Raw genomic sequence first — 24,115 nt, 5'->3', positions numbered from 1 at the left:
AGGCCGGGTGAGCACGCGGATGTAGCGCAGCTGGTAGCGCATCACCTTGCCAAGGTGAGGGTCGCGAGTTCGAATCTCGTCATCCGCTCAACCGAAGTCCGGATCGATTGATAACGATCCGTTTCAGGTCCATTCCGGATCGATTCTTCTCTTCGCCGCAGCTCGGCAATAACCTGCTCGTATGACGACAAACGTTGTGACCGAACAGGATCCGAAGATCGCCGCCATCGCCGCCTTCTTCGAGGCCTACGCCCGCTACGACCTCGACGGGATGCGGGCCGTCCTCACCGAGGACATCAGCTGGACCATTCCCGGCCGCCACCCGCTGTCGGGCACCAAGCACGGTATCGACGAGGTCGTGGAATTCTTCAACCAGCTCTCGACCGCGGGAATGAAGGCCGAGACCTTCTTCCTCGAAGCCAATGACGAATACGTCGTGGACATCCACCGCGGCTACTCCACCGCCGGCGAGGGCAAGGTCGACACCATGTGGGCGCTCGTCTGGCATTTCAACGCCGACGGCAAGGTCGACCGCGTCGTGAACCTCTCCGGTGACCAGCACCAGATGGACAACTACGTCTGGCAGAACTACACCCTCGCCCCGCTGCCGACTCGCCTGGCGTAGGCGCGGCAGCCGGGGCGCGTCCGCTACACGCCAGCCCCCACCCGGACACCGATTCCCGGACTGGCAGAGTGAAGTGGACGCGCCCCGAGCGAGGAGGTTCAGACCATGAGCGGACGCACCCCCAGCCAGTGGGAGGAGATCATCGCGGCCGATCCCACCCACTCGACCCGCTACGTGGAGCGTTTCCGCAATCTGGCCGCCGAGGGCACCGACATCGTCGGCGAGGCGCGGCTGATCGACGCCATGCTGGGGCGCGGCAGCCGCGTCCTGGACGCGGGCTGCGGGCCGGGCCGCATCGGCGGCCACCTGCACCAGGTGGGCCACACCGTGGTGGGCGTCGACGTCGACCCGATCCTGATCGCCGCCGCCGAACACGACCACCCCGGCCCCACCTGGCTCGTCGGCGACCTGGCCGAACTGGACCTCCCCAGCCGTGGCGTGCCCGCCGACTTCGACGCCATCGTCTGCGCGGGCAATGTGATGGCGTTCCTGGCGCCCTCCACCCGCCGCGCCGTCCTGTCCGCCTTCGCCCGGCACCTCGCCCCCACCGGCCGCGCGGTGATCGGCTTCGGCGCCGACCGCGGCTACGACTTCACCCAGTTCCTCTCCGACGCCCAAACCTCCGGCCTCACACCGGATCTGCTCCTGTCGACCTGGGATCTGCGGCCCTTCACCGCCGACGCGGACTTCCTGGTGGCCGTGTTCTCCCGCGCGAACTGACGTGCCCGACCGGCTGATCGGCACCGCCGAAAGCTAGTGCGCCGGCACGGGTGTCAGCGGCAGCAGTTCGGGTCGAGGACCAGGCACAGCGCTGACAGGGCGTCGCGATAGGCGCGGTGGAAGGTGTTCATGCCGCGTCGTTCGGATTCGATCAGGCCCGCCTTCTTCAGCTGGCCGAGGTGGTGGCTGACGGTCGATTCGGCCAGGCCGACGGCCTGCGCGAGATCACCGGTGTTCTCCTCGCCTGCGGTGCTGGTGAGCAGAAGGGACAGCAGTTTCACCCGGGCCGGGTCAGCAATCGCCTTGAGCCGCAGGGCGATTTCGAGCGCGGCGGCGTCGTCGACCGGGCCCGCCGCGACCGGCGCGCAGCAGACGGGGGCGGACATGTCGATCACGGGTAGCGCCTTGGGCATAAGAACGACTGTACGCACCTTCTTGACATATGTCGAAATAGTGGCGCAGACTCGACAGCATCAGAATTTCGACATATGTCTCACAAGTGGAGGTACCGTCATCATGTCCCGCATCCAGCTCGCCCTCAATGTCGACGACCTCGACCAGGCCATCGCGTTCTACTCCACCCTCTTCAAGACCGAACCGGCCAAGCGCAAGCCCGGTTACGCGAACTTCGCCGTCGCCGAGCCGCCGCTGAAGCTGGTTCTCATCGAGAACCCGGGCCAGGGCGGCAGCCTCAACCACCTCGGCGTGGAGGTCGAATCCTCCGGTCAGGTGCACGCCGAGATCGCCCGCCTGTCCGACGCGGGCATGTTCACCGAGGAGCAGATCGCCACCACCTGTTGCTTCGCCACCCAGGACAAGGTGTGGGTGACCGGGCCCGACTCCGAACGGTGGGAGGTCTACACCGTGCTGGCGGACAGTGAAACCTTCGGCACGGCACCGATTCTCGCCTCCGGGGAGGCCGCGACGGACGCGCAGGCCATGGCGGTCTGCTGCGGCACCGCCGAGGAAGCCGCCGCGGAGGGAGCTTGCTGCGGCAGCACCGCCAAGGCGGAGGCGGTGGCGTCGGGCCAGTCCTGCTGCGGCTGACATCACCGCGTATTCGCTGGTTGTTCGCTTGCACATGACTTCGACAACCGTCAATATCGATGCGTGTCGAAACGAGAATTGCCGCTCACCGCGGTGACCGCACCCGGATGTGAGGTCACTCCCCTGGCCCGGCAACCCTTGACCCCGGCGGCCGCCACCGAGTTGGCGGGGGTGTTCAAAGCGTTGTCGGATCCGGTGCGATTGCGGCTGTTGTCGGTGATCGCGAGCCATGTCGGCCAGGAGGCCTGCGTGTGCGACATCTCCGACGGCTTCGACGTCTCCCAGCCCACCATCTCCCACCATCTGAAGGTGCTGCGGGAAGCCGGGCTGCTGTCGAGCGAGCGCCGCGGCTCGTGGGTGTACTACCGCGTCGAGCCCGGAGCGCTGCGGCAGCTGTCGGATCTGCTGGATATCGCCTTGCCCGAGGCGGCCGCCCGATGACCACGCTGTCCCGGCGTCTGCTGGCCGAGTTCGTCGGCACCGGACTGCTGGTGTGCGTGGTCGTCGGGTCCGGCATCGCGGCGCAGCAGCTGTCCGCCCACGATGTCGGGCTCCAGCTGCTGGAGAACTCGACCGCCACCGTGTTCGGGCTCGGGATTCTGATCCTGATCCTCGGACCGGTCTCCGGCGCGCACTTCAATCCGGTCGTCTCGGTGGCTGATTGGTGGGCGGGTCGCCGCCTCGGCACCGGTCTCACGACCGCCGAGCTGCTCGCCTATGTCGGCGTCCAGGTGCCCGGCGGCATCGCCGGGGCGGTGCTGGCCAACATCATGTTCGATCAGCGGGCCGTCCAGATCGCGACCCATCACCGGGTCAGCACCGGCCATCTGGTCGGTGAGGTGGTGGCCACCGCCGGGCTGATCGCGGTCATCTTCGCGCTGGTGCGGACCGGCCGCGCCGCGCTGGCGTCCGTCGCGGTGGCCGCCTACATCGGTGCGGCGTACTGGTTCACCAGCTCCACCAGTTTCGCCAATCCCGCCGTCACGGTTGGGCGGATCTTCTCCGATTCCTTCGCCGGAATCGCGCCCTCCTCGGTACCGGCGTTCATCGCCGCTCAATTCCTCGGTGCCGCATTGGGATTCGTCCTGGTCGGCGCGCTGTACCCCGATCCCGCCCCGGCCGAGCGCACCGCTCTCGACGTCCCGACCGCCTGAAAGGCTCCGCCCACCCATGACCTCCGTCAAGCCGAGCGTCCTGTTCGTCTGCGTCCACAACGCGGGCCGCTCCCAAATGGCACAGGGTTTCCTCGCCCACCTGGCCGGGAACGCCATCGAAGTTCGTTCAGCCGGAACCGCGCCCGCCGACACCATCAACCCCGCTGCGGTCGAGGCCATGGCCGAACTGGGCATCGACATCACCGCCCAGACGCCGAAAGTCCTCACCCCGGACACAGTGCAGACCTCCACCGTGGTGATCACCATGGGGTGCGGCGACACCTGCCCCTACTTCCCCGGCGTCGACTACCGCGACTGGACCCTGGACGATCCCGCGGGCAAGAGTGTGGAGGCCGTGCGGCCGATTCGCGACGAAATCCGTACCCGGGTGGAACAACTCATCGACGAGTTGACGGCACGAGGAGCGGACCTGCGATGAATGTCCCCCAACCTGTCCAGTCGCCCGCCGTGTGGCGGGGCGCGGACCTCACCGACCCCGCCGAATGGTCGACCGTCCTGACCGACGCGCAGCGCGCGGAGATCGTGGACGCCACCCGCGCGGCCGTCGCCGTCGGGCGTGACGCCGCGAACCTGCGTCGCGAGGACTTCCCGCTGCCGGGCCTGGCCGATCCGCTGCGCGAGTGGACGGTCACGCTGGCCCAGGGCCGCGCCTTCGTCCTCATCCGCCGGTTCCCCGTCGAGCTGCTCACCGAAGCCGAGATCGAGCTCGCCTACGTCGGTCTCGGCCTGCACCTGGGCACTCCGGTCAGCCAGAACGCGGCGGGCGATCTGCTGGGCCATGTTCGCGACGAGCGCCTCCCGCGCACCGGCCCGGCGGTGCGGCTCTACACCACCAACGAGCGTCAGGACTTCCACACCGACGGCTCCGACCTGGTCGGGCTGCTGTGCTTGAACGCCGCGAAAGCCGGTGGGGAGAGCCGCATCGCGAGCTCCCTGGCCGTCTACAACCACATCCTGGCCGAGCGGCCCGATCTCCTCGAGGTCCTGCGCAGCCCCTTCCACTGGGACCGCAACGACGAGCAATCCCCCGGCGACACACCGTATTTCACCCTGCCCGCCATCCATGACATCAACGGCACGCCCCGCATCTTCTACATCGGCTGGTACATCCGCGAGGCCCAACGCCATCCCGGCGTCCCGCCCCTGACCGACCTGCAACTCGAGGCCATGCGCATGCTCGAGGACACCGCCAACGACCCGGCCTTCTACCTCCCCATGGACTTCGCTCCCGGCGACATCCAGATCCTCAACAACGCGAAGATCCTGCACAGCCGCGAGGCCTACACCGACCACGAGGACCCCGCCCGTCGCCGCCACCTGCTGCGCCTGTGGCTCACCGCCCACGCCTTCGCCACCGTCGAGGACATGCTCCGCGAGGGGATCCCACCCCGCCAGGGCTGATCACCGGGCGCCCTCCGGGACGGCGACCGGACCGTTCCCGGTAAGGAAATCGATAGCGATCGTTAAGCGCCGGACCGTACATTTTCGGGGAGTCCAGCTCCGAGGGGGTGAAAGGCTATGGCGCTACGTATTTCCGGACAGGCGATCACCAGTGACATGACGCCCGAGACCGCACATCTGGTTCCCGGTCCTGCCGGGAGCCGGTGGGTGCTCAGCTGGCTGCCGGGGCGGGATCTGACCCGGGAGCAGGCCATCGACGGGATGGCGCTCGACGAGATCCTGAGCGACCTGGCCTCCACCGAAGAGGAGTTCGTGCTGGAGATGGCGGCGCTGCGAGCCGAATCGCTGGGGATGCGGCTCGAGGAGGCCGTCGTCCGCCTGGCGGCGCGCATCATCGAACGCGACCGCCGGCAGCGGCGCGCGGACGGTGCGGACCGTCCCCCGGGCAATTCCCCGGAGGGACGGTACTGCACCGGACGCACGAATCCTCCCGTCCCCCAGTGCCACTCGGGCGCACACTGACCGTCCGCCTTAGAATTGCGGCCACAGACCTACCGGGGAGGATCCACGTGGCCGCAACGATCACCATCTCGATCACCGACGCCGACGACGACATCGCCGAACTGGCCTCGCTGTTCGAGGCGATCGTCGTGGACGACGACCTGCGCGCCGTCCACAAACGACTGATCAGCGGCGAACCCGTCCCGGACGCGCTCGGCGCGACGGAACTCATCAAACTCGTGGTCGAATCCGCGCCCTTGATGGGTGCGGTCACCGCCTGCGTGACAGCCTGGATCGCCAGCCGCACAACCAAATTCACGCTGAAGATCGGCGACTCGGAGATCTCGGTCAAGGGCGACGTCTCCGAGGCTGTCGTGCGACAGGCCCTCGAGCAGATCCGCCCCAACGGGGTTCACAACCCGGACACGAAGTAGATCGAGGAAGCATAGCCCCGTCCGATCCACGTCCTGGAGGGGACTTCGGGCGAATCCCCAGGACGTGTGACTCGGCGACGCACTCGCCTGCGCCGACTTTTCCGGCGGTGAAGTGGCGACTACTCTCCGCGCCAGGGCAAGCCATGGAACGCGAACACGGCCTTGCCCTGCTCCAGCACGCTCACGACCAGCTCCGCCGGTGCCGGAGCGAAGATGTCCACCACCTCGAGCTCCGCACCGCGCCGCGCAGGGTCGAGAACGTATGCGCGCCGGCCATTGTCGAACTGCCGCAACATGCCCGACGGCCACACATCCGGCCGAGCGCCCTGACAGCACAACAGCCGGCCCCGCTCCTCCAGATACTCGCGGACAGCGAGCAGACAACTCAGGTAGTCGTCATCAGCCGACCCGAACGCGCCATGACCCACCAACTCCACCCGCGCCACCGACGGCTCGCCCAGACGAAGCATGACCGGCCACTGCACACCCGCGGAATCAACCGCCGTCAAATTCACAACCTCCGGCATGTTGTTCAATCGACCCGGATCACGATGGCGGAGGCGTTGTCGTTTCCGCCCGCTGTCTCACAGGCAGCCAAAAGGGCGGTGACGGCAGAGTTCGGCGGTGTATCGCGACCGAGAACGGTCCGTAAGTCGTCGTAGCCGACCTGTTCGGACACACCGTCGGTGCACAGCAGGTACCGGTCACCCGGTCTCAGCGTCACGCTGAACACATCGGGTTCCGGCGCGGACATATGGCCGACATAGCGTGTCAGCTGATATCGGGCCGCCGCGGCCTGCGCCGAGTCGAACGGATACCAACCGTGCACCGCCCCCAGCCATGCCATCGTGTGGTCGGTGGTCAACAGTTCGAGCAGCCCGGCACGCCACCGATACACCCGAGAGTCACCGATCTGAACGAGCCAGCAACCCTGTGGCGCGGCAATCATGGCAGTGAGAGTGCATCCGGCCAGGTCCCGCAATTCACAGCCGGCGCGGCTCACCCCGGCGTGCGCCGCTGCCACAGCGTCGCGCAGCGTGTCCGGCCCGGGCTCTGCCGCACGCGTGGCGTAGTCGACGAAGGTATCGACAGCGATCCGCCCCGCGGCCGCGCTACCCGGTCCATCTCCCATACCGTCGGCCAGCACCGCGAGAAGAGGTTCCTCAGCAAGGTATGTGACGTCGAAGTTCGCCGAATAGCGGTTGCCCGTTTCGCTGCCCACGGCGGTTTTGATATCAAGACCATCCACAGCGCCAAGGCTATCCACGACGAAAAGCCGACACACGGTATGCGCGAATACCGGTGGATCGCGCCTTCGGCGCTTACACGCCGGTTTGGCCGTCTATCCGTTCCCGGATGAGGTCGGCGTGCCCGTTGTGCCGGGCGTACTCCTGAATCATGTGGATGAGAATCCAACGCAGGCTGAAGCGTTCACCGGTCGGCTGATGCACCCCGAAGGTGTCGAGCGACTCGCAGGCGTCGGCAATCTCGCGGGAGCGGTCACATGCGTTGTGCCACAACCGGAGTGATTCGTCCGCGTCAGCTTCGTCGACATCGAAGTCCGAGCCGTCCGGGGCATCGGCGCGCCAATGCGCGAACGGGACCTCTGTGCCGGACAGGATCCGGGCGAACCAGCCCAGCTCGACATCGGTCAGATGCCGCACGAGCCCGAGCAGCGAAAGCTCGGACGGTTCCACAGCTCGCCGGCGAAGCTGCTCCGGCGTCAGCCCGGAACATTTGCGGGCCAGCGTCTCCCGATGGAACTCCAGGACACTGGTGAGCTCTTCGCGTTCTCCGGCAAGTTGATGCGCTTCAGTTTGTTCCGTCGACTCCACCTGTCCATGATGCCGAATGTCGATGAACGTCCGCGGTGGTTGCGAACGTTCTTGGGCCGCAAACCCTTCGCCGCCAGCGGCGGACCCCCTGGCCGGTTCAGTGGAAGCGGTATGTGGCATGAGCGGATGGTTAGGTAGCACCTGAGATTGCCTGTGCCAGCAACCAGATCGAATGGAGTGCAACCGTGCGTGCGCGGCATTCCTTCGGCGGCCCCACCGCTCAGCTCGACGCACGGCGTCAGCCCGAAAGGCTGTCCCCCGCGGAGATGCCGCCCCTCGTGGACTCCGGGAGGGGGCCACTTCTGTATTCCTCGAGATACGTGATGCGCCACTGCGGCCAATCCAGATACTTGTCGCCGGCCTTTTCCCGGTAGCGCCGATACTGGTACCGCTTGGTCCGCATCAGGGACTTCCGCGCGTCGCGGGCCGCTTTCCGAGCTGCCCGCTCGCCCCGTTTGCGTTCCGCGTCTGTGAGTTCCATCGGCGGATCAGCGAAGACTCTCGATCGCAGCCAGTGCATAGTGGGCCATCCTCGGTTCGAGATGCTGGGAGTGTCTGCCCGGCGATCAACTCGATGGTAGCGATCAAGGAAATCAGCCGCTATCGGTTAAACGCCCTAATTATGTTGTAGGGCAACGCGGGAAACGGCCCGTTGCGGTCGACAGGGCAAAAGCCGTTGCGACTGGTGACGGCGACGGCATTCCGGGTATCGACACAGCGTCGATCGATCTTCGAAAGCCGGAGTCATCCGCACCCTCAACTCGGTATGAGCGGATGTGCCAGTTCTCTTGCGGCGTGGTCAGTTCCACCCGGTCGGTGACGCTTGGGCGATGGCGTCGGGGATGGTGGTGCCCGGGAATCCGATCCGGTCGACGATGGGGCGGATGAGGCCGGGGATCCGGGCGAGTAGGGCGAGGCGTTTCGGCACGATGATCAGGTCGGCGCGGCGTTCGATGCCTGAGACGATGCCGGTGACTACGTCGTCGAGGGGGATCATCTTCCACAGGCCACTGGCGTTGCCCTTCCAGAGGGTGTTGCCGGCGGGGTCAGCGTGGACCTGGTCCATCATCGGGGTTTTGAAGAAGGTGGGGTGTGCGCTGCCGACACCGACGCCGAGGTGGCGCACCTCGAGGCGGGTCGAGTCGGCCAGTGCCCATACGCCGGCCTTGCTCGCGGTGTAGGCGCCTTGCAGGGGAGAGTGGACGAAGGCTGCCATCGAGGAGATGGCGAGTAGGTAGCCCTGCTGCTGGGTGACGTGCGGGAGTCCGGCGCGGAACGTGCGCCAGACGCCGTTGAGGTTGATGTCGGTGACGCGGTCGAAGACGGCGGGGTCGACAGTGGACAGCGGGGCCATTGTCCCGATGCCGGCGTTGGCGATCACCACGTCGATACGACCGAAATGTGCTGCCGCAGCATCGGTTGCCCGCCGCAGGCTGTCGAAGTCTCGGACATCGGCGGCCCACCCGCGCGCGGCGGTGTCGGGGCCCAGCGCTTCGGCTTGCCGAGTGACGACGTCGGCGTCGAGGTCGAGCAGTGCCAGGTTGGCGCCGCGGGCAGCCAATGCTCGTGCGAGCGCGGATCCGAGTCCGCCGGTGGAGCCGGTGATCAGAACGGTGCGTCCGGCGAGGTGGTAGCGAGACACAGTGGATAACTCCTCGGTTGTGGTCGAAGGTGCGCGGTTGATTCAGGCGGCGAGGTGGACGTGCTGAGCGAGGAAAGCTAGCTGGTCGGAGATCTTTCGTTCGAAACCTACCTCGCCACGATCAGCGACAGCCTGCGCAAGTAACAGTCCGTTGAGCGCGGTCGGTCAGCACGATCGACGGGAGGTGCCGCTGGTGCGGTCAGGCGGCGTTGCCTGCTGCCGCACCAGGCCGTGTGGGGCTACGACACGACTGAGAGCGGACACCCACCCGCCCTCACCCACTTTCAAAACGCGGCCTAGTTGTTGGCGCGTTGGATTGAGCGCCGGACCAGGCTGCGGATGCCGGGGAGCTGAATTGCGCGGAGCATCAGTTCGCCTGCCCACACATGTGTGCGTGACGGCGGCGCGAATCGGCTGATTCCCTTCCGCGCCAACGCCTGTCGTTTGTGTACCTCCGGGCGCAACGACGCCTCCCAGGTGTCGAGGGCGGCGGGAATGTCGTCGCCGTGTGCCGCCAGCGCGGTGCCGAGCCGGTCGGCGCCGTCGAGAGCGAGGGCGGCACCGTAGCCGGCGAATACCGTTACGCACCACGCCGCGTCGCCGAGCAGGACGACTCGGCCCTGACTCCAGCGGTCCATCACGATCTGGCCGACCGAATCGAAATAGGCGGCGCCGGGCTCGGCTTCGAGCTGACGGAGGGTGTCGGCGACACCGCCGCCGAGATCCCCGAACGCTCGGATGAGGGCGGATGTGGCACCGAGAGCGAGTTCGGCGTCAGGGTCGAGGCAGCGGTAGGCGAAGAACGCCGAGGACCTTTCCGGTCCCAGGTTCATCACCGCGGCCGTGCGTCCGGGACCGATATACGTGGTGCCGACACCATCGGGCATGTGCGCGGGAGACGTTTCCAGTGGAAACGCGCCGACCATGTGGCCGAGGTCCACGAAATACTCGGGCTCGGCACCGAATACGAGCTCGCGGACCTTGGAGTGCACGCCATCGGCGCCGACGAGGAGTTCGGTGTGCAGGTGGGTGCCGTCACTGAGGGTGACCTGGACCTCCCCAGGGGTCTGGGTAATGGCCCGCACCGTGGTGCCGAAACGGATATCGGCGAAATCAGCCACGGCGTCGTACAGTGCCGACTCCAGATCGCCGCGGAACAGGCTCAATGCCCGGTTCCCGACGGCAGCCTCGGTGACGGCGGCCGGAATTCTGAGTTTCTCCCGGCCGTCGGCGTGGACGAGGACCGAGGTGAAGAATCCGATATCGCGCGGAGTCAACGCCGGCACCAGCCCGAGCCGTTCGGTGGCTGCATATCCGGGTCCGTGCAGGTTCACCAGGTATCCGCCACTGCGGCGACTCGGCGCGCGTTCGACCACGACGACATCCCAGCCTTGCTGACCCAATCGCAACGCGGCAGCCAAACCGGCGATACCCGCGCCGACGACCATCGCCCGCCTGCCCGTCGGCTCGCCATGCTGGTGCGCAGCGCTCTCGAAGACTTCCATTGCGACTCCCCGGTTCGATGTGCTGTCGGCGAAAGCCATCTACGAACTATCGCCGTGCGGTCAACTAGTAGTTGACGATTGCCTATTCGTCAACTACTAGTTGACCCATGGTTCAGCAGGCACCAGCCGCATCGATTGTCACCGGCGTCCCGCCCAGCCTCGGTGTTGTCGCCGGTCCGGTCCAGCTGATACTCGGCTCTCGATGGACTGATCAACGACGTGATCATCTCGGAATGCCCAACGGTCGAAAGCGCCGAGGAGTTCGGCATGATGCTCGACTCCGTCATCGCATCTCTACCGAACTCAGGTCCACCATCAGCGGACTGAGCGACAAATCATCGACTCATCCAAGACATCGCCCGAAAGTTGTTGTGACGCAGAACGGTTCCGCTGCCGGCGATCCGGCAGCGGAACCGTTGACACCGCGAGTCGCTACTTCACGCCGTTCTTGATGGCGGTGTCCTGCTTCTCGGCGATCGCGAGCGCCACTTCGGCGGGGACGTGTTCGCCGGTCTTGCTGTTGAATTCGATGATCGCGAATGCTGCGCCCTCGGCGAACACCACGACAGTGGTTCCGTTCGGGCCGTTCAGGATGCCGCCGTCGACACCGATATCGATAGGCGTGAAGGCCGCACCGGCCTTCTGCGCCACATCATTCTTCGCCGCCGTGTTGGCCGCGGCAGCGGTCGTGGCGTTCTCGCGCACAATGACCGCGGTGCTGATCTTCTCGGTCCCAGCGCCGTTGCCGAAGACGCCGGTGATTCCGTGCGGCTCCGCCTTGGAGGTCTTCAACGCCCAGTCGGAGTCGATATCGCTGGGCTTGATGAGCAGGTTCGCGTAATCGCTCGCGGCGGGTGATGCGGCCGCGCTGGTCGGCGCGACCGAGGTCCCGGTCGGCGATGATTCCTGGTCCGAGCTACAACCGGCGATTCCCACGGACAGCACCACTGCGGCACCGAACACCACGGCCTTCGATTTCTTCATCGGCAGATGATGACAGAGGCGCAAATCTGCCGCAAACCCTCGGAACCGCTGAATGGGTCAGGCTTTCGCGGTTCGGCTCGAATCCGCGGGCACACGGTCAGACAAGCAGTTTGCCGCCGTCGATGGTGATGATCTCGCCGGTGATCCAGGAGCTGGCGGGTTCGCCGAGGGCGCCTGCGAATATCGACCCGATCTTGGATTACGGTGCGGAGAGCGGAAGGAGGGTATGTGCACATGGACCTTCACGTCGGTGACATTCTCCAGATCTCCTGCCCCGCCACCCCCGCACGAATTGTCGAGAAATCACTGAGCTACCTCGTAGTCGAGTGGCCTTGGTGGACCGTCGATCCCCTGGCTCGCTCCGCGAGCTGGAACGGGTGTGTGGCAATCGCGATCGACCCCTCGTCGTACGACTGGTCCGACGAACTCTTCCGCGTCGAACCGGCTCCTGCGCAACTGAATCCGGGCGATATCTGTCGCATCGGCATTCCACCGACCATCGTTCGCATACTGTCCGTCGACACCTTCGACCCGCCACTGGAAACCGGCTACCTCCCTCGGCCTCGTCGGCTGATAACCGTGCTTCGCGCGAACCAGCGGGTTGCTGTCGAATCCGAAGACCAGGGCTATTCCCTGGACCCCGACGACGACATACCCATCACCTTCGAGCCCGCTCTGTCCCAAGACTGATCCGGTCGCGCGTCGAGCAGTTCGGTTCACGAGCAGTGCAATCCACATCGGCATCGTTGGACAGGACTCGAACCGCCACTGCCAGTTGATCTTCCACCGCACATGTCGTCGGTTCGGCCGACGACATGTGCGGACAGTTCCGTGGTGGGTGTGCCGGTGACATGGTGGAGAGACAGCATCGCAACGCGCAATACCGCCGCCAACGCGATCAAGTGAGTAGGAGAGACTGCTCGCATGAGTCTTGCAGCACGTCTGGAGCAGCTCGGCCGCCCGCTGGTCGAGGAACAGCGGGCGCATCCGACCGTGGCGGGGATCGCGAAAGGCGACCTCGCCGAGCCGGTGTTCCGCTCCTGGCTGGAGCAGGACTATCTGTTCCTGCTCGACTATGTCCGTGTCTTCTCCCGGCTTGCCTGGCAGGCGCCCGCCGACCACCTCGGCGACCTGGTCGACCTGGCCCATGCCACTTTCCATGACGAAATCTCGCTGCACCGCGGTCTGGCCGCGGAGTTCGGCGCCGACCTCGACGGCGCCACCAAGGGCGAGCCGTGCACGAAATACACTGCGTTCCTGCTGGATTCGGCCGCGAACTACGCCGACGGCCTGGCCGCCCTCTACCCGTGCATGTGGGGCTATTCGACGCTCGGCTCGATCCTCGCGCAGAATCCTCCCGCCGACCCGCGCTACCGGCGCTGGATCGACACCTACGCCGACCCCGGCTTCGCGGCCCTCACCGCCCGCTGCGCCCAGATGCTGGACGAAGCCGGCGGCGACAACGCGGAGGAGCTGTTCTTGACCGGCATGCGCCACGAACTCGCGTTCTGGGATGTGCCGGTCGGCCGCGGATGAAGTCGGCGGCGTGCTGGCCAGTCCGGTCCGCGCGGCGGCTACGCGTTCGAAGAACGCAGGGTTGGCGCTGTGTAGTGCAGTCCATGGCGAGGGCTCGGGCGGCGGTCCGGTGATTTCGAGTTCTGCACCTAGCCGTATCGCCGAGGACGTACTGACCGTGCTGGTCAGGTGTGGGTGTGTGGTTCGTCGGCGTGCTGCATCACGGCGTCCCACCAGGGTTCGAGCTTGCTCGGTTCCGGCCAGCGCAAGGGCACATCCTCATCGGCATCTCGTGTGATGGTGGGCGGCGGCGTACGCCGCTCAGCCGGTCGGCGGGCGAATCTGTCGTCGTGTTGTTCGGGCGGTGTTGCTGTCATGGCGCACCTTCGAATCGCTGCCCGACGTCCGGTCTCACCGAGGCGGGCTGGATTCTCAGCTCGCGGCGGCGGTAATTACGCCGAGGTCGACCGCGCCCGAGGAATGCCACGAAGGCCCAGGCGACGTTGCCGAAGGTCCGCGCCACCGCGAAAGCGGAGGCCGACCTGATCGATGGTAGGCGTTCAAGGTCAACGACAGGCTACGGTCGATCCGATGCCCGATGCCGCCCAGGTCAGCGGCCTACAGGCTCCGAGGTGAGGGGCGGCTCCCGGCCCGTGGCAAGAGTGTCCGCAATCCCCCACCCCGCGCCACGATCTCCTGGAGAATGGAGGCGCTTCATCCCATTGATCAGCTCTGCTGGATATGAGGAGGTAGCTCTATGACCACGGCACGCGACATCATGAAGCCCGGCGCTCGGTGGATATCCCAGGACGAGACGGTCGCCAGAGCGGCGCGAGTGATGGCCGACCTCGATGTCGGATCGATCGTCATCGCCGACGAGAACGAGCGGATGGTCGGCATCATCACCGACCGCGACATCGTGGTGAAGTGCATCGCCCGGGGACACTCCCCCGATACCACCCAGGCCCGCGATCTGTGCGAGGCCACGCCACGCTGGATCGCCGAGGACGCCGACGTCGATGATGTCCTCGATTCGATGGAAGTCCATCGAATCAAGCGTCTGCCGGTGATCGACGGCAACAAGCGGATGGTCGGGATGATCAGCGAGTCCGACCTGGCCAGGCATCTGGACGACGAATCCCTCGGTGACTTCGTCACGGCCATCTACGGAAGGCCTTGAGCCGCAAGCCGTACCAGTGTCGAATCGCAGTCCGCGCCAAGAGGGGTGGTGCGGACCGGCGGCGGTGCGCTCGCGGTAGGTGATTTCGCGCGAGCAGGTCGCCGAACCCTCCAAGCAACGGGCCTCGACACCAAGGGAGGTGTTCGGAGAACGATCGTTCTCCGAACACCTCGGTCCGGGTCGCCGTGAAGCCTCCCCCGGGAAGCGCTGCCAAAGAAACAGGGGGCGCTCAATCTCGTTTAGAACGAGCCTATTTCACATAGCTTCAGCCCCGTGAACACTCAGAACCGGGCGGCCCGGACCCCCGCGCCATTCATGAACGTCAAGACGCTGCCCATGACAGGGCTCAGCGCCATCGTCGTAGCGGCCGCTTCAGCAGCCGCGCTCATTGCCGGAGCAGCCCCAGCATCGGCCGACATCGTCTCCGTCCAGCTGTTCAGCCGCACCGGCAGCGGCGGGACCCAGGAGGCATACATCTCTGTGAGAGCGACGACCTCGACCCCGGTGACGATTGCGGTCAACGGAGTCACGCTGGGGGGCAGCCCATTCGCGCTGAAGCCAACCAACGGCGCCAACGGTGTCAATTACGTCGTCAACGTCGAAATCAACCTGGCTGCCGGCGATCAGCACATCGTCGCTTCGCAGAAGAATGCGGATGGCACGACCAGCCAGCAGTCCACCGACGTCAAGTCCAGCGGCACCACTGGAAGTTCCTCCTTCATCCCGAACCCGATCCAAACGATCCTGAACGGCTTTCAAACCGGCAGCACCGGCGGCCACACTGTGACGTTCGGGATGAACTAGGCGCGCGATCCTGGCCTTCGGATCCGCGCGCAGGTGCCACGTTCTCGACTACGCGGTCGAGTGCCAGATGCGCTTCAGCGGCTGACACCGGGGGCGCAGATGAACGGACCGGCTCGCAGCAGGTCGCAGACCACCAATTTGACTACGTTCCAGTACATGTCACTCGAGCCTTGGCTCACCGAGAACCCCACATCGCCGCCGAGGGCGCGTTCGAACGATCCGGTTTCGGCCACGACAGGCGAGACGGGCCCTCCGGCCGCGACGGGTCCTTCGACCGCGGGCTGCAGGTCCAGGGGCGCGGCGCCAGCGGTTCCGGCGGCTGCGGCGGTGATCAGGCATCCGGCCGCAGCGGCGAGAATGCGTTGGCGGGCAGCGGCTTTCATGGGCGCTCCTCAAATTTCGTGATGTCGGTGCCACCCTACGCATGTCTGAAGCATCAGAGTTTCAAGTCTTCTGCCCCTACTTCTGTGGTCGGCACTACAGACCAGCGCACTGCCTCCACGCCGGCTGGAGCTACGTCGAGTCTCCCGGGGAACGTGGTGCGGACATCCGAACTGACCTTGCGATCGAGAAGCCCTCAGCGCCTGCGGTTTACGACCGTCGATTCAGTCAGGCTGTCGGGCCCGCGGCTTATGGTGGCGGCGGCGCCGCACGGGGCGGCCGACCGTGGGTGAAGGAGTGCGTGTCTTGCTGGACGTCGTAGTCAACGGGTTCTGGGGTCCGCGCGAGGAATCCGTGCCGGGCATCGCGGAACGCTGGTATGCCACGCTGCGCGGGCTCGAGGACATCGATGGCTCGACGTTCGAGCGATGGCACGAGGCCGGCACTGATCGCCCGTCCGATCCCGTACTGGAGCCCTCGGTCCCCGCGCTGGCGGACTACATCGAGCGCACGAATACCGGTCCCGACCTTGACGTCTTCGGGTATACGACATCGCTGTGGGCGCAGAACCCGGGTACCGCGAACGTGTCCATGGCGGTTCACGCGGGCAGTACCTCGCGCTACACGGTGAACTCCGTCGTACTCGCCTTCCGGTCACGCGAGATCGACGAGACCACGCGGGTGATCCGGCGCGCTCCGCGGATCCTGCGTCTGCTCGCGGAGCATTGGGAGATCGACGCCGGACAGGTCTACGACAGGCATCAGTACCGCGCCGTGGCCGAACGGTTCGACCTGGCCAACAGCGACCCCCGCTGCGGGCGTGCGGTCTTCCTCTCCGCTCGCCGAGCGGCCCTCGCACCCGCAGCGCTGCCTGCGCGCTACGTCCGCACCGCACACGATGGACTGGTCATCGACCTCACCTGGGACGGCACGCAGTACCCGGCCATCGAGACGATCCTCGAAGCGAACACCCGACTGCGCGCCGCCGGGGCCTTGGAGAAGCTCCCGATCCCGTTCGACCGCGCCACGTTCTGACACCCGCGCCCGCTCTCACCCCGCCGATGCTCGGGATGGGTCCACCCGCCCCGAGCATCGGCCTGACACTCAATTGCTCGGCGGGAACTGCCCCTTCGCCACCACCTTGCCACCCGAGAGGGTGAAGGTCACCACGCTGGGGCCGCCGGTCGGGCAGCACAGGGCGTCATCGGATTTCGCCCACTTGTACTGCACCGAGACGGTATTCGCGGTCTTTCCGATGACCTCGGTGTAGCCGTAGGGCTTGGACGTCGCGGTACCCAGGTAGGTGCCGTTGGTGAAGAACAGGACATGGGTGTACGGGTGAATATTGCCCGATTCCACCGTCATCCATGTCAGTACGCCATCGCAGCCCGCCGAAATCGGGTCTTCGCTCGCGTACGGATTGCCCCATGTGCCGTTCCCGGCCGGGGCGAGACTCTTGATCGCCGAATTGGCGAGCCCGGAATTGGGGTCGAAGCACATTCCGTGGCCACTGCCGTTGGGTGCCGAACTGGTGGTCACCGGGACGATCGTGGACTGCGGCGTGTCGGTCGCAACACTGGTGGCAGGTGCGGCCTGCGGCGAATTGGCTTCGCCCGCAGCTGGATTGCCACCCTGGCTGTCCGGGGCCTGGGCAGGCGGCGGAGCCGGCTGGTTGCCTTGCGCCGCTACGGTCGTCGCCTGGGATGCGGCCACTGTCGTGCTCGCTGTCGCCGCCGGGGTCGACGAGTTGCCGGAGCATCCGCTCGCGGCCGCCACCAGGGTGGTGGCGAACACGGCGAACAGCACAGATCTGGCCTTCATATTTCTCCTCGCATCGACACGTCATCCCCGACTTCCATCCAAATGGAAGGACAAACTGGTCATCGGGCCAGATCGGGGCGGCGTTATCGGAGCGCTTTCTGGCGGGATGCCCCAAAAATTCGGGGCGCGAAGGCAATTCGACCAGCCCGTCAGCGTGGCGACAGCTCCCCGGCGATACCCGTGACGCCCCCGTACAGGGCCGGCGTGGCCTGGGTGCTGTCCCGTCGCGCGGCCGCGGTGGCTGCGAGGAGGACGACACCAAACTGCGTCATCCTGATTCGATCCGCCGAGTCTCGGTAGTGCTGTTCGAGGAAGGCGTAGACCCCCGCGGCGATCGCGAATCCCTCTGAGATGAGAGCCACGATCAAGCCAGCTAGCTGTATCCCGCTCGCCTCGAACATAATGCCCAATACCCCTAATCAGCTGGCGGATCGTGCCCGCGAACCCAGTCACCGTGTCTAACCACGCTCAATTCGGCAGTTGAGGACATTCTGTACCCGCACCAGGTTCGGGCCGCCGGCGCCCGCGCTGGCCGGGTCGGTCAGCGCGGTAGGCGGCAAAGTAGTGCGTTCGATGGCAGGGGCCGGGACAGGCAAACAACGACCGATGAAGGTCGGCATGAAGACTGGATCACTGGCCCACGACTTCTCCCAACTCGCCGGGAAGCAGGCTGAATACCACCGTGTCGCGTCGTCGACCTTGAAAGGGCATATGTGACCGCAACACGCCCTCCCGCACGAAACCACACCGCTCAGCGACGCGCTGGGAGGCCCGATTATCTGGCGCGCAGGTCAATTCCAGTCGCATCACCGCCAGATCAGCGAAAGCCCATCGGGCAAGTAGCCGCACCGACCGGCTCGCCACACCGTGCCCCCGGGCGGGCACAGCGACCCAATATCCGACCGCCGCGCGCCCCGCGTTCCAATCGACGTCATAGATCGAAGCGCCACCCCAGACACGATTGGAATCACTCGTATCGACGATCGCGAAACTGATGGCTTCCCCGCGCACACGCTCAGCTTCCTCATCGATGAACCGCGCCCGCAGATGATCCTCAGTGAAGGCTTCGACCAAGGGCCAGGAAAACGCCATACAGCACGGATCTCGAAACCCCGCAAACCGTTGCTCGAAATCCGATGCGATCCAAAGGCGCAATGCCACAACATTATCGGCAAGCCCACCCGGCGGCGGAGTGATCATCGGCATGCCTCAGACGGTAGACCCACCACAGAACTGGAATGGCACTGCATTCGGCAGGATAGTGCGTTCGGCACACCGCGATGACCGCGGGCCCGTTGTGCTTCGGGCCCCGGTGCGGAGCCGTGTATTGATGCCCGGGTCGCGCTGGCGCGGGACGTCAAGGGCAACCGTTCGGGTTGGTATCGGACGCAGTAGCGGACGGTCTGCACCGCACCAGGTTCCGCCCATTGGCGTCGGCGCTGGCCGGTTCGGTCAGCGCGGTGTGCGGCATTACCGAGCGTCCGGGCTGCTACCTGTGGTTTGGTGTCGGCCGTCGGCGGCCGCGGTGAGTCGGCTGGCCAGGGCGCGTACGGCGTCGTTGAGTGTGTCGGGGTGCTCGATGATGAACGGGCGGTTCAAGCCGGCGAGCACGGCGGGAATCCAGTCGAGTTGTTCGGCGCGGATTCGGATCCGGACCCACGGGTTGGTGTCAGCGGGTTGCGGGTCGATCTCATGCACGGTCGCGATCGTCGCGGGGAGCAGCGAGCGGACCTGGGTGAGTGTGCCCTGGACTCGGACCGATACCTCGTGCCGATAGGGCGCGTCGGCCAATGCGGACAGCAGATGAGCGGCCGGCTCGAATTCGGGGGGCGGAGCGAACGTTCCGGGCTGTGTGCTCACCGCGGTGATGCGGTCCAGCCGGAACTGGCGTAGTTCGTCGCTGTTGCTGTCCATCCCTGTCAGATACCACCGGCCGGAGTGGTCGACGAGCCCGTAGGGGTGCACGGTCCGTTGGCTGGACCGCCCGTTTCGGTCGGTGTACCCGATTGCGACCGGTCGGTGCTCGCGGGTGGCTTCGGCGAGCCGGAGCAGCACGGCGGTCTCGACAGCCACTTCCGGGCCCGTGTCGGCGGTGAATTCGACGGTGTTGATCAGTGCGTCCAGCCGGGCCGTCAGACGTGGGGGGAGGACGCGGCGGAGTTTGGCCGTCGCGCTGTCGGCTGCGCGGGTGGCCGCTGTCGGCCGGTCGGCGCCGCGGCTGGTGAGGAGCCCGAGTAACACGGCCACCGCCTCGTCGTCGGTCAGCATCAGCGGTGGCATTCGGTATCCGGGAGCGAGCCGGTATCCCCCGTAGCGGCCCCGCACCGACCGGACCGGGATATCCAGGTCGGTGAGATGCGTGACGTATCGCCTGACGGTGCGTTCATCGACGCCGAGCCGTCCGGCGAGTTCGCCGACGGTATGAGTACCGCCGGTCTGCAACAGCTCGAGCAGGGCCAGCACTCGGGCGGTGGGGCGCGTCATCGGAAAATTCTCGCATCCATACCGGGCGGAAACTGTCCGGTATCGGCTCTACCGTGGCGTGCGGCGGCGGAACCTCCGCCTCATCCGACAGCAGGAGCACACAATGAAGCTCGTCTCGATCCGCCTGATCACTGACGACATCCAGCGGCTGGTCAGCTTCTATCACCACGTGACCGGCGTCGAAGCGAACTGGGCTACACCGGATTTCGCCGAAATCGTCACACCCGCCGGCACCCTCGCGATCGGAAGCACCCGCACCGTGGCGCTGTTCGCCGCGGGCAGCGCGCACCCAGCCGACAATCACACGGCGATCATCGAATTCCTGGTCCCCGACGTCGATGCCGATTACCGGCGGTTGCGAGACACGGTCGAGGATTTCGTCAACGAGCCCACGACGATGCCGTGGGGGAACCGGTCGTTGCTGTTTCGCGATCCCGACGGCAACCTGATCAACCTCTTCACCCCGGTCACCGCGCAAGCCGCCGCGAAGTTCGCCGGTTGATATCCGCTCATCGGCTACTTAAGAGGGCACTGAAACGGCCCGAGTTCACCTCGGGCCGTTGATCTTCGGGACGACCACGGCTGCTCGACATGGTGCGCGCTATGCGGGCATCCGGATCAGCGACGGCTGTCAACACACTTGTCAGCGTGTTACCTGCTACGAAATACCTTGCCCTGAATCGAAGAGTTGTTCGTTCCGCCGTATTCCTCATAGTAATAGTTCGCCGAAACCACCCGGTTACTGCCGGACTCACACTTCGGATCACGCAGACGAGTAAACGCGGACCGGTTGCCTGCACCAGACTGATGCAGACGCAATTCGGTTGCCGGCGGACCCGAACTGAATGGCAGCTCGTCTCGGAAGGAAATCGCGGTCGGCGGGGTGGTTTCGACGCTGCCCATGCCGTCACGCAGAGTGACCAGGACCCCGAACCTGTTGTCCGGCGCAGCCTTCACCGGCAACCACTGTGTCCCGTCGCCCGTATAGATCGCCGCCTGTCCCTCGTCCATCCAGTCCGACACTTTCCTGCCGCAGTAGGCATCGGCGACGAGCCCAGCCAGGACACCGGACGGGGCGCCACTGCCCGCCATCAGGGGCGGAATCGTGACCCAGGCACTGACGAGAATGGCAATTACCAGCCCTGCTCCGCCTCGAATCGAAGCGACACGCGTCCGACCGGATCGGGTGCTGTACACGTGCACGATCGCTGCCGTGAACGCTACGGCAACTGCGAAACACGCAGCACCGAAGCTCGTTTCGAGGCGTCCGGGTAGCTCTGGCTTGAGGTCGGACAAGTACAGCTCGGTTCCCACCCATTGAGCGAAAAAACTGGCAACAATTCCACCCGCGATGGTGCCGCCAGGAGCGAACGGGTATGGCAACAGCCCGAAAAGGCCAGTGACGAACAGCAGCGGGCTGATCACAAACAGGTACGGCCAATAGACCGTGGGGTTGGCGGCGAATCGGTCACCCGCTTCGAGATCTACTCCCGACCTCGAGAACAGTCCGAGCCCGATCGCCAGCCACGCTACAGCCAGGGCGCCGACAGCAATGACCTGCAATAGGTACGCGAGACGGTTCAAGCGATTCCACGATGTACCACGAGCAGACACGCGGCCACTATATCGGCCAGTTGTGCGCGATCCGGTGACAAAGTGTGGAGAAATCATGGTGACTCCGAAGTCGCGGAGCCCCAACCTGTTCGGAGGACATCGCGGGTACAAGCAGGATCGGCGGCAATTCAGATACGCCCAGCGCCGGCCAATAGCCTCACCAATGGCGCTCGCCCGATGTCGCAGGCGGCACAACGAAGGCAGGCCGTTCGGGTCGCAGCCGGTCTCGCCGCCCGCTAGGCAGCTGACAACGGCTCTAACCGTCCACCATCGGCATGGGCGGAAGTTCTGCGCCGCAACAGATTCCAGTCGCCAACGCCCCGCGTTGGCCGGTTCGATCAGCGGGGAATGCGGATTTCAGTGCATCAGTCGGCCGCTCGATCCGGTGCCCACCCCACCACCGCCGGACTGAGCAATCGGCGATCCTTCCGCTGGCGTCATTTACCGCACTGTGTTCTCGGGCGTCGAGACCGGCAGGTTGTTTTCAGGAACCGAGATCGAGCAGGCCGAGATCTTGACCACCGCGCAGAGAACAGTGGCGACAGTCCCGGCCGAACCCGAGGCCGAACCGGTCGACGGCGATTCGGCTGCGGCCAAACCCGTTCCGGCGGTGAGGACCGCGGCGGTGAGCACGACGAGGGCAAGGGTACGACGCATGAGTATTCCCCGATACTTGATGTGAAACAGTTGCGCTTCGCAATATACCGCCTCACGGGTATACGCCACTCGGCATTCGGCAGTTGAGGACGTTCTGTACCGCACCAGGTTCCGGCTGCTGGGCGCACTGGCCGGTTCGGTCTGCGCGGTACGTACGTTCAGCCCGCGCCGGATCGGCACGGTCAGGACGGGTTGTTTGGTGGTCAGCCGCGCCGGCTTGGCCGCCGGTGTCGACCGCGGTGTCGATCCAGTCGGAGGTGGTGCGGCCATGGATGGCGCGGCCATGGACGCGGTCCTCCCGCTCGAACAGGGATCTCACCACGCCGACCAGCGTCGCCGACACATCTGAAATGTCCGATCGACGGTCCGGCGCGCCGATGTGACACAGGGCTCGCCGATATGCGAATAGCGGCTTTGACTTTTAGCGAGTCTTTAACTAGGTTCCCTGTTGCACCTCGATAGGCGAGGCTCCTGCACGAACATAGGCCACTGATCTGACGACGTCGAGAGACGCCCAAGGTTAGGACAGATTTCTCCGGATCAAGGGGTAATCCAAAGTGGCTTTCCGATTCGGAACACGTCGTGCAGTGCCAAAACTCTGACGAGAGGGGTGTGCGTCCGCCCCGAGAGTTCCGGGCGACCTCCCCGCGTGCGTTGACGAATCGCGTTCTACCAGTGAGGAGGTCGGGTAGCAAGATGGCACCCGATGATGACCCGGGATCTCCGGGCCGGCCCCTCCACCTCGGTCCGGGCCGCTAGCCAGCACACCAACACCGCGTCGATATCTCGACGCACATAATTCTCCGATATCACGATGCCGCCTACGCGGCACCGGATTATTCGCGTGCACATTTCACGAATGAATTCGGAGATTCGCATATCCGACCCGTCGGCACCACCGTGCTCGACGGTATTCGATGCTGCCCGGAAACCGATGCGGGCAGCGGTATCCCGAGGGGAAACATCCCGATGAGAATTCGCTTGCTTGCATTCGCCACCGCGGCGCTGACCGCCGCCGGACTGGTCGCCCCGGCCGCCGCTTCGGCCACGGCACCCGGACCGGACGTCCGGCTCGCCGACGCTGTGAACGTTCAGGCCGTATCCGGCGACGCCCGGATCGTGGACCGATCGGTGGTGCTGCACACCGACCTCGGCACGTTCCGAACCACCACCGACCAGCTGCAGATCCTCGATCCGCAGGGCGTGGTGGTGGGGGCGATCCCGCTGACCATCACCAAGCAGGACACGACGTACCCGATCGACGCCCGCATCGACGGCGACAGCGCCACCCTCACCCCGAACCCGGATCGGGCCCGACCGGTCAGCGCCGAGGAACGACGAATCGCCGCGGAGCTGCACGCCGTCGCGGAGGCACAAGCCGAAGACCCTGCGGCACAGCAGATTGCCGATCCCGACAGCTTCGAGGATCGGATGAATACCGTCTTCCAGAACGTCAACAACGAGCTCACCGTGGCCCTGGCGGTGGGCACGCTGCTGGGTGCCGTCATCGGCGCGCCGCTGGGCTGCGTCCTGCTGGGCGCGGGCCAGGGTCTCGCGGTCGGCGCATTGACGTTGGGCACGTTGGCGATTCCCGGCGCCATCACCGGCTGTCTGGAGGGCGCGGTGGCCGGGGCCGGGATCGGCGTCGTGGTTTTCAACCTGCTCGTCGGCGTACCGGCGGTGCTGGCCTCGGCCGTGCACGCCTTCAACGTCATGACCGCACCGCCCGCGGTCGCCGCCGAATCGACCAACTGAGTTGCGACGAAGCCCCTCGGAGCGAGGTGAACAGC

Annotated in this window: 32 protein-coding genes, 1 tRNA gene and 1 riboswitch; of the genes, 17 read left to right on the top strand and 16 right to left on the bottom strand. The window is 65.7% G+C overall.

The genetic code is table 11. The features are described 5' to 3' along the window. The first annotated feature begins 15 nt into the window (after positions 1–15). The 3 genes from ACQP06_RS13785 (at position 16) to ACQP06_RS13775 (ending at position 1,345) form a co-directional block, all read left to right on the top strand. Positions 16–88: transfer RNA gene (locus ACQP06_RS13785), tRNA-Gly, on the top strand. A gap of 93 nt (positions 89–181) precedes the next feature. Continuing rightward, positions 182–625, top strand: a complete 444-nt coding sequence (locus tag ACQP06_RS13780; RefSeq protein ID WP_357093981.1) for a nuclear transport factor 2 family protein — start codon at positions 182–184, stop codon at positions 623–625. 105 nt (positions 626–730) lie between these two features. Next, positions 731–1,345 carry a class I SAM-dependent methyltransferase gene (locus ACQP06_RS13775; protein ID WP_433672577.1) on the top strand — a complete coding sequence of 205 codons (615 nt, stop codon included), beginning with the start codon at positions 731–733 and terminating at the stop codon, positions 1,343–1,345. A gap of 53 nt (positions 1,346–1,398) precedes the next feature. On the opposite strand, the gene ACQP06_RS13770 is transcribed toward ACQP06_RS13775, so the two are convergent. Then, the gene (locus tag ACQP06_RS13770; RefSeq protein WP_433672576.1) at positions 1,399–1,758 is read right to left on the bottom strand and encodes an Rv2640c family ArsR-like transcriptional regulator; all 360 of its coding nucleotides are present in this window, start codon (positions 1,756–1,758) and stop codon (positions 1,399–1,401) included. Positions 1,759–1,861: 103 nt separating this feature from the next. On the opposite strand from ACQP06_RS13770, the gene ACQP06_RS13765 reads away from it, so the two are divergent. The 7 genes from ACQP06_RS13765 (at position 1,862) to ACQP06_RS13735 (ending at position 5,903) form a co-directional block, all read left to right on the top strand. Then, positions 1,862–2,392 carry an ArsI/CadI family heavy metal resistance metalloenzyme gene (locus ACQP06_RS13765; RefSeq protein ID WP_433672575.1) on the top strand — a complete coding sequence of 177 codons (531 nt, stop codon included), beginning with the start codon at positions 1,862–1,864 and terminating at the stop codon, positions 2,390–2,392. A gap of 63 nt (positions 2,393–2,455) precedes the next feature. Beyond that, positions 2,456–2,833, top strand: a complete 378-nt coding sequence (locus ACQP06_RS13760) for an ArsR/SmtB family transcription factor (protein ID WP_433672574.1) — start codon at positions 2,456–2,458, stop codon at positions 2,831–2,833. After that, the gene (locus ACQP06_RS13755) at positions 2,830–3,546 is read left to right on the top strand and encodes an aquaporin (RefSeq protein ID WP_433672573.1); all 717 of its coding nucleotides are present in this window, start codon (positions 2,830–2,832) and stop codon (positions 3,544–3,546) included. Before ACQP06_RS13760 ends, ACQP06_RS13755 begins: the two co-directional genes overlap by 4 nt. Positions 3,547–3,562: 16 nt before the next feature. Next, positions 3,563–3,985 carry an arsenate reductase ArsC gene (locus ACQP06_RS13750; protein WP_433672572.1) on the top strand — a complete coding sequence of 141 codons (423 nt, stop codon included), beginning with the start codon at positions 3,563–3,565 and terminating at the stop codon, positions 3,983–3,985. Further along, positions 3,982–4,968 carry a TauD/TfdA family dioxygenase gene (locus tag ACQP06_RS13745; protein WP_433672571.1) on the top strand — a complete coding sequence of 329 codons (987 nt, stop codon included), beginning with the start codon at positions 3,982–3,984 and terminating at the stop codon, positions 4,966–4,968. Before ACQP06_RS13750 ends, ACQP06_RS13745 begins: the two co-directional genes overlap by 4 nt. Before the next feature lie 117 nt (positions 4,969–5,085). Beyond that, on the top strand, positions 5,086–5,490 hold the full coding sequence (locus tag ACQP06_RS13740) for a hypothetical protein (RefSeq protein ID WP_379278751.1): 405 nt from the start codon (positions 5,086–5,088) through the stop codon (positions 5,488–5,490). A 47-nt stretch (positions 5,491–5,537) separates the two neighbouring features. Next, entirely contained in the window at positions 5,538–5,903 is a 366-nt protein-coding gene (locus ACQP06_RS13735; protein ID WP_433672570.1) for an effector-associated constant component EACC1, read from the top strand. 119 nt (positions 5,904–6,022) lie between these two features. Here the strand turns inward: ACQP06_RS13735 and ACQP06_RS13730 are convergent, their stop codons facing one another. From ACQP06_RS13730 to ACQP06_RS13700, 7 genes are all read right to left on the bottom strand, one after another. Then, a complete protein-coding gene (locus ACQP06_RS13730) occupies positions 6,023–6,430 on the bottom strand; it encodes a hypothetical protein (RefSeq protein WP_433672569.1) in 408 nt (135 codons plus the stop codon). A gap of 5 nt (positions 6,431–6,435) precedes the next feature. Beyond that, the gene (locus tag ACQP06_RS13725) at positions 6,436–7,152 is read right to left on the bottom strand and encodes a PP2C family protein-serine/threonine phosphatase (RefSeq protein ID WP_433672568.1); all 717 of its coding nucleotides are present in this window, start codon (positions 7,150–7,152) and stop codon (positions 6,436–6,438) included. 73 nt (positions 7,153–7,225) lie between these two features. After that, the gene (locus ACQP06_RS13720; RefSeq protein WP_433672567.1) at positions 7,226–7,738 is read right to left on the bottom strand and encodes a DinB family protein; all 513 of its coding nucleotides are present in this window, start codon (positions 7,736–7,738) and stop codon (positions 7,226–7,228) included. 238 nt (positions 7,739–7,976) lie between these two features. After that, the gene (locus ACQP06_RS13715; RefSeq protein ID WP_433672566.1) at positions 7,977–8,141 is read right to left on the bottom strand and encodes a hypothetical protein; all 165 of its coding nucleotides are present in this window, start codon (positions 8,139–8,141) and stop codon (positions 7,977–7,979) included. Between the two features lie 396 nt (positions 8,142–8,537). Beyond that, positions 8,538–9,380 carry an SDR family NAD(P)-dependent oxidoreductase gene (locus ACQP06_RS13710; RefSeq protein ID WP_433672565.1) on the bottom strand — a complete coding sequence of 281 codons (843 nt, stop codon included), beginning with the start codon at positions 9,378–9,380 and terminating at the stop codon, positions 8,538–8,540. 296 nt (positions 9,381–9,676) lie between these two features. Then, positions 9,677–10,885, bottom strand: coding sequence for an FAD-dependent oxidoreductase (locus tag ACQP06_RS13705; RefSeq protein WP_433672564.1), 1,209 nt, complete (start codon positions 10,883–10,885; stop codon positions 9,677–9,679). Positions 10,886–11,317: 432 nt separating this feature from the next. Then, positions 11,318–11,869 carry a hypothetical protein gene (locus tag ACQP06_RS13700; protein WP_433672563.1) on the bottom strand — a complete coding sequence of 184 codons (552 nt, stop codon included), beginning with the start codon at positions 11,867–11,869 and terminating at the stop codon, positions 11,318–11,320. 234 nt (positions 11,870–12,103) lie between these two features. Between ACQP06_RS13700 and ACQP06_RS13695 the strand changes: the two genes are divergently transcribed. Then, positions 12,104–12,559, top strand: coding sequence for a hypothetical protein (locus ACQP06_RS13695; RefSeq protein WP_433672562.1), 456 nt, complete (start codon positions 12,104–12,106; stop codon positions 12,557–12,559). Between the two features lie 234 nt (positions 12,560–12,793). Then, a complete protein-coding gene (locus tag ACQP06_RS13690) occupies positions 12,794–13,405 on the top strand; it encodes a TenA family protein (RefSeq protein ID WP_433672561.1) in 612 nt (203 codons plus the stop codon). Between the two features lie 164 nt (positions 13,406–13,569). On the opposite strand, the gene ACQP06_RS13685 is transcribed toward ACQP06_RS13690, so the two are convergent. Then, positions 13,570–13,761: a hypothetical protein gene (locus ACQP06_RS13685; protein ID WP_433672560.1), complete on the bottom strand. Its 192-nt coding sequence runs from the start codon at positions 13,759–13,761 to the stop codon at positions 13,570–13,572. A gap of 380 nt (positions 13,762–14,141) precedes the next feature. Between ACQP06_RS13685 and ACQP06_RS13680 the strand changes: the two genes are divergently transcribed. Both ACQP06_RS13680 and ACQP06_RS13675 read left to right on the top strand, forming a co-directional pair. After that, complete coding sequence (locus tag ACQP06_RS13680) at positions 14,142–14,564, top strand: CBS domain-containing protein (RefSeq protein ID WP_433672559.1); 423 nt, start codon at positions 14,142–14,144, stop codon at positions 14,562–14,564. Positions 14,565–14,837: 273 nt separating this feature from the next. Further along, complete coding sequence (locus ACQP06_RS13675) at positions 14,838–15,368, top strand: hypothetical protein (RefSeq protein ID WP_433672558.1); 531 nt, start codon at positions 14,838–14,840, stop codon at positions 15,366–15,368. A 74-nt stretch (positions 15,369–15,442) separates the two neighbouring features. Here ACQP06_RS13675 and ACQP06_RS13670 read toward each other — a convergent pair whose 3' ends face one another. After that, complete coding sequence (locus ACQP06_RS13670; RefSeq protein WP_433672557.1) at positions 15,443–15,751, bottom strand: hypothetical protein; 309 nt, start codon at positions 15,749–15,751, stop codon at positions 15,443–15,445. A 304-nt stretch (positions 15,752–16,055) separates the two neighbouring features. Between ACQP06_RS13670 and ACQP06_RS13665 the strand changes: the two genes are divergently transcribed. Next, entirely contained in the window at positions 16,056–16,784 is a 729-nt protein-coding gene (locus ACQP06_RS13665) for an Imm52 family immunity protein (RefSeq protein ID WP_433672556.1), read from the top strand. Between the two features lie 69 nt (positions 16,785–16,853). On the opposite strand, the gene ACQP06_RS13660 is transcribed toward ACQP06_RS13665, so the two are convergent. The 4 genes from ACQP06_RS13660 to ACQP06_RS13645 all read right to left on the bottom strand — a co-directional run bounded on the left by ACQP06_RS13660 (position 16,854) and on the right by ACQP06_RS13645 (position 20,054). After that, positions 16,854–17,570, bottom strand: a complete 717-nt coding sequence (locus tag ACQP06_RS13660; RefSeq protein WP_433672555.1) for an LppP/LprE family lipoprotein — start codon at positions 17,568–17,570, stop codon at positions 16,854–16,856. A gap of 149 nt (positions 17,571–17,719) precedes the next feature. After that, positions 17,720–17,971: a hypothetical protein gene (locus ACQP06_RS13655; RefSeq protein WP_433672554.1), complete on the bottom strand. Its 252-nt coding sequence runs from the start codon at positions 17,969–17,971 to the stop codon at positions 17,720–17,722. A 229-nt stretch (positions 17,972–18,200) separates the two neighbouring features. Then, positions 18,201–18,776, bottom strand: a complete 576-nt coding sequence (locus ACQP06_RS13650) for a GNAT family N-acetyltransferase (RefSeq protein WP_433672553.1) — start codon at positions 18,774–18,776, stop codon at positions 18,201–18,203. 264 nt (positions 18,777–19,040) lie between these two features. Beyond that, positions 19,041–20,054 (bottom strand): helix-turn-helix transcriptional regulator, encoded by a 1,014-nt coding sequence (locus ACQP06_RS13645; RefSeq protein WP_433672552.1) that lies wholly within the window; start codon positions 20,052–20,054, stop codon positions 19,041–19,043. 103 nt (positions 20,055–20,157) lie between these two features. Here ACQP06_RS13645 and ACQP06_RS13640 point away from each other — a divergent pair, with 103 nt between their 5' ends. Then, complete coding sequence (locus ACQP06_RS13640; RefSeq protein WP_379107728.1) at positions 20,158–20,556, top strand: VOC family protein; 399 nt, start codon at positions 20,158–20,160, stop codon at positions 20,554–20,556. 149 nt (positions 20,557–20,705) lie between these two features. Here ACQP06_RS13640 and ACQP06_RS13635 read toward each other — a convergent pair whose 3' ends face one another. Continuing rightward, positions 20,706–21,668 carry a hypothetical protein gene (locus ACQP06_RS13635; protein WP_433672551.1) on the bottom strand — a complete coding sequence of 321 codons (963 nt, stop codon included), beginning with the start codon at positions 21,666–21,668 and terminating at the stop codon, positions 20,706–20,708. 441 nt (positions 21,669–22,109) lie between these two features. Continuing rightward, positions 22,110–22,610, bottom strand: coding sequence for a hypothetical protein (locus tag ACQP06_RS13630; RefSeq protein WP_433672550.1), 501 nt, complete (start codon positions 22,608–22,610; stop codon positions 22,110–22,112). Between the two features lie 162 nt (positions 22,611–22,772). Further along, positions 22,773–22,942: riboswitch (M-box (ykoK) riboswitch) on the top strand. A gap of 364 nt (positions 22,943–23,306) precedes the next feature. Between ACQP06_RS13630 and ACQP06_RS13625 the strand changes: the two genes are divergently transcribed. After that, complete coding sequence (locus tag ACQP06_RS13625) at positions 23,307–24,080, top strand: hypothetical protein (protein WP_433672549.1); 774 nt, start codon at positions 23,307–23,309, stop codon at positions 24,078–24,080. Positions 24,081–24,115: the final 35 nt, after the last annotated feature.

The sequence above is a fragment of the Nocardia sp. CA-136227 genome, assembly GCF_050955695.1.
In the GTDB taxonomy this organism is placed as follows: domain Bacteria; phylum Actinomycetota; class Actinomycetes; order Mycobacteriales; family Mycobacteriaceae; genus Nocardia.
Note: the sequence above shows the minus strand (reverse complement) of the source record. Positions and strands in the feature narration are given on the sequence as shown.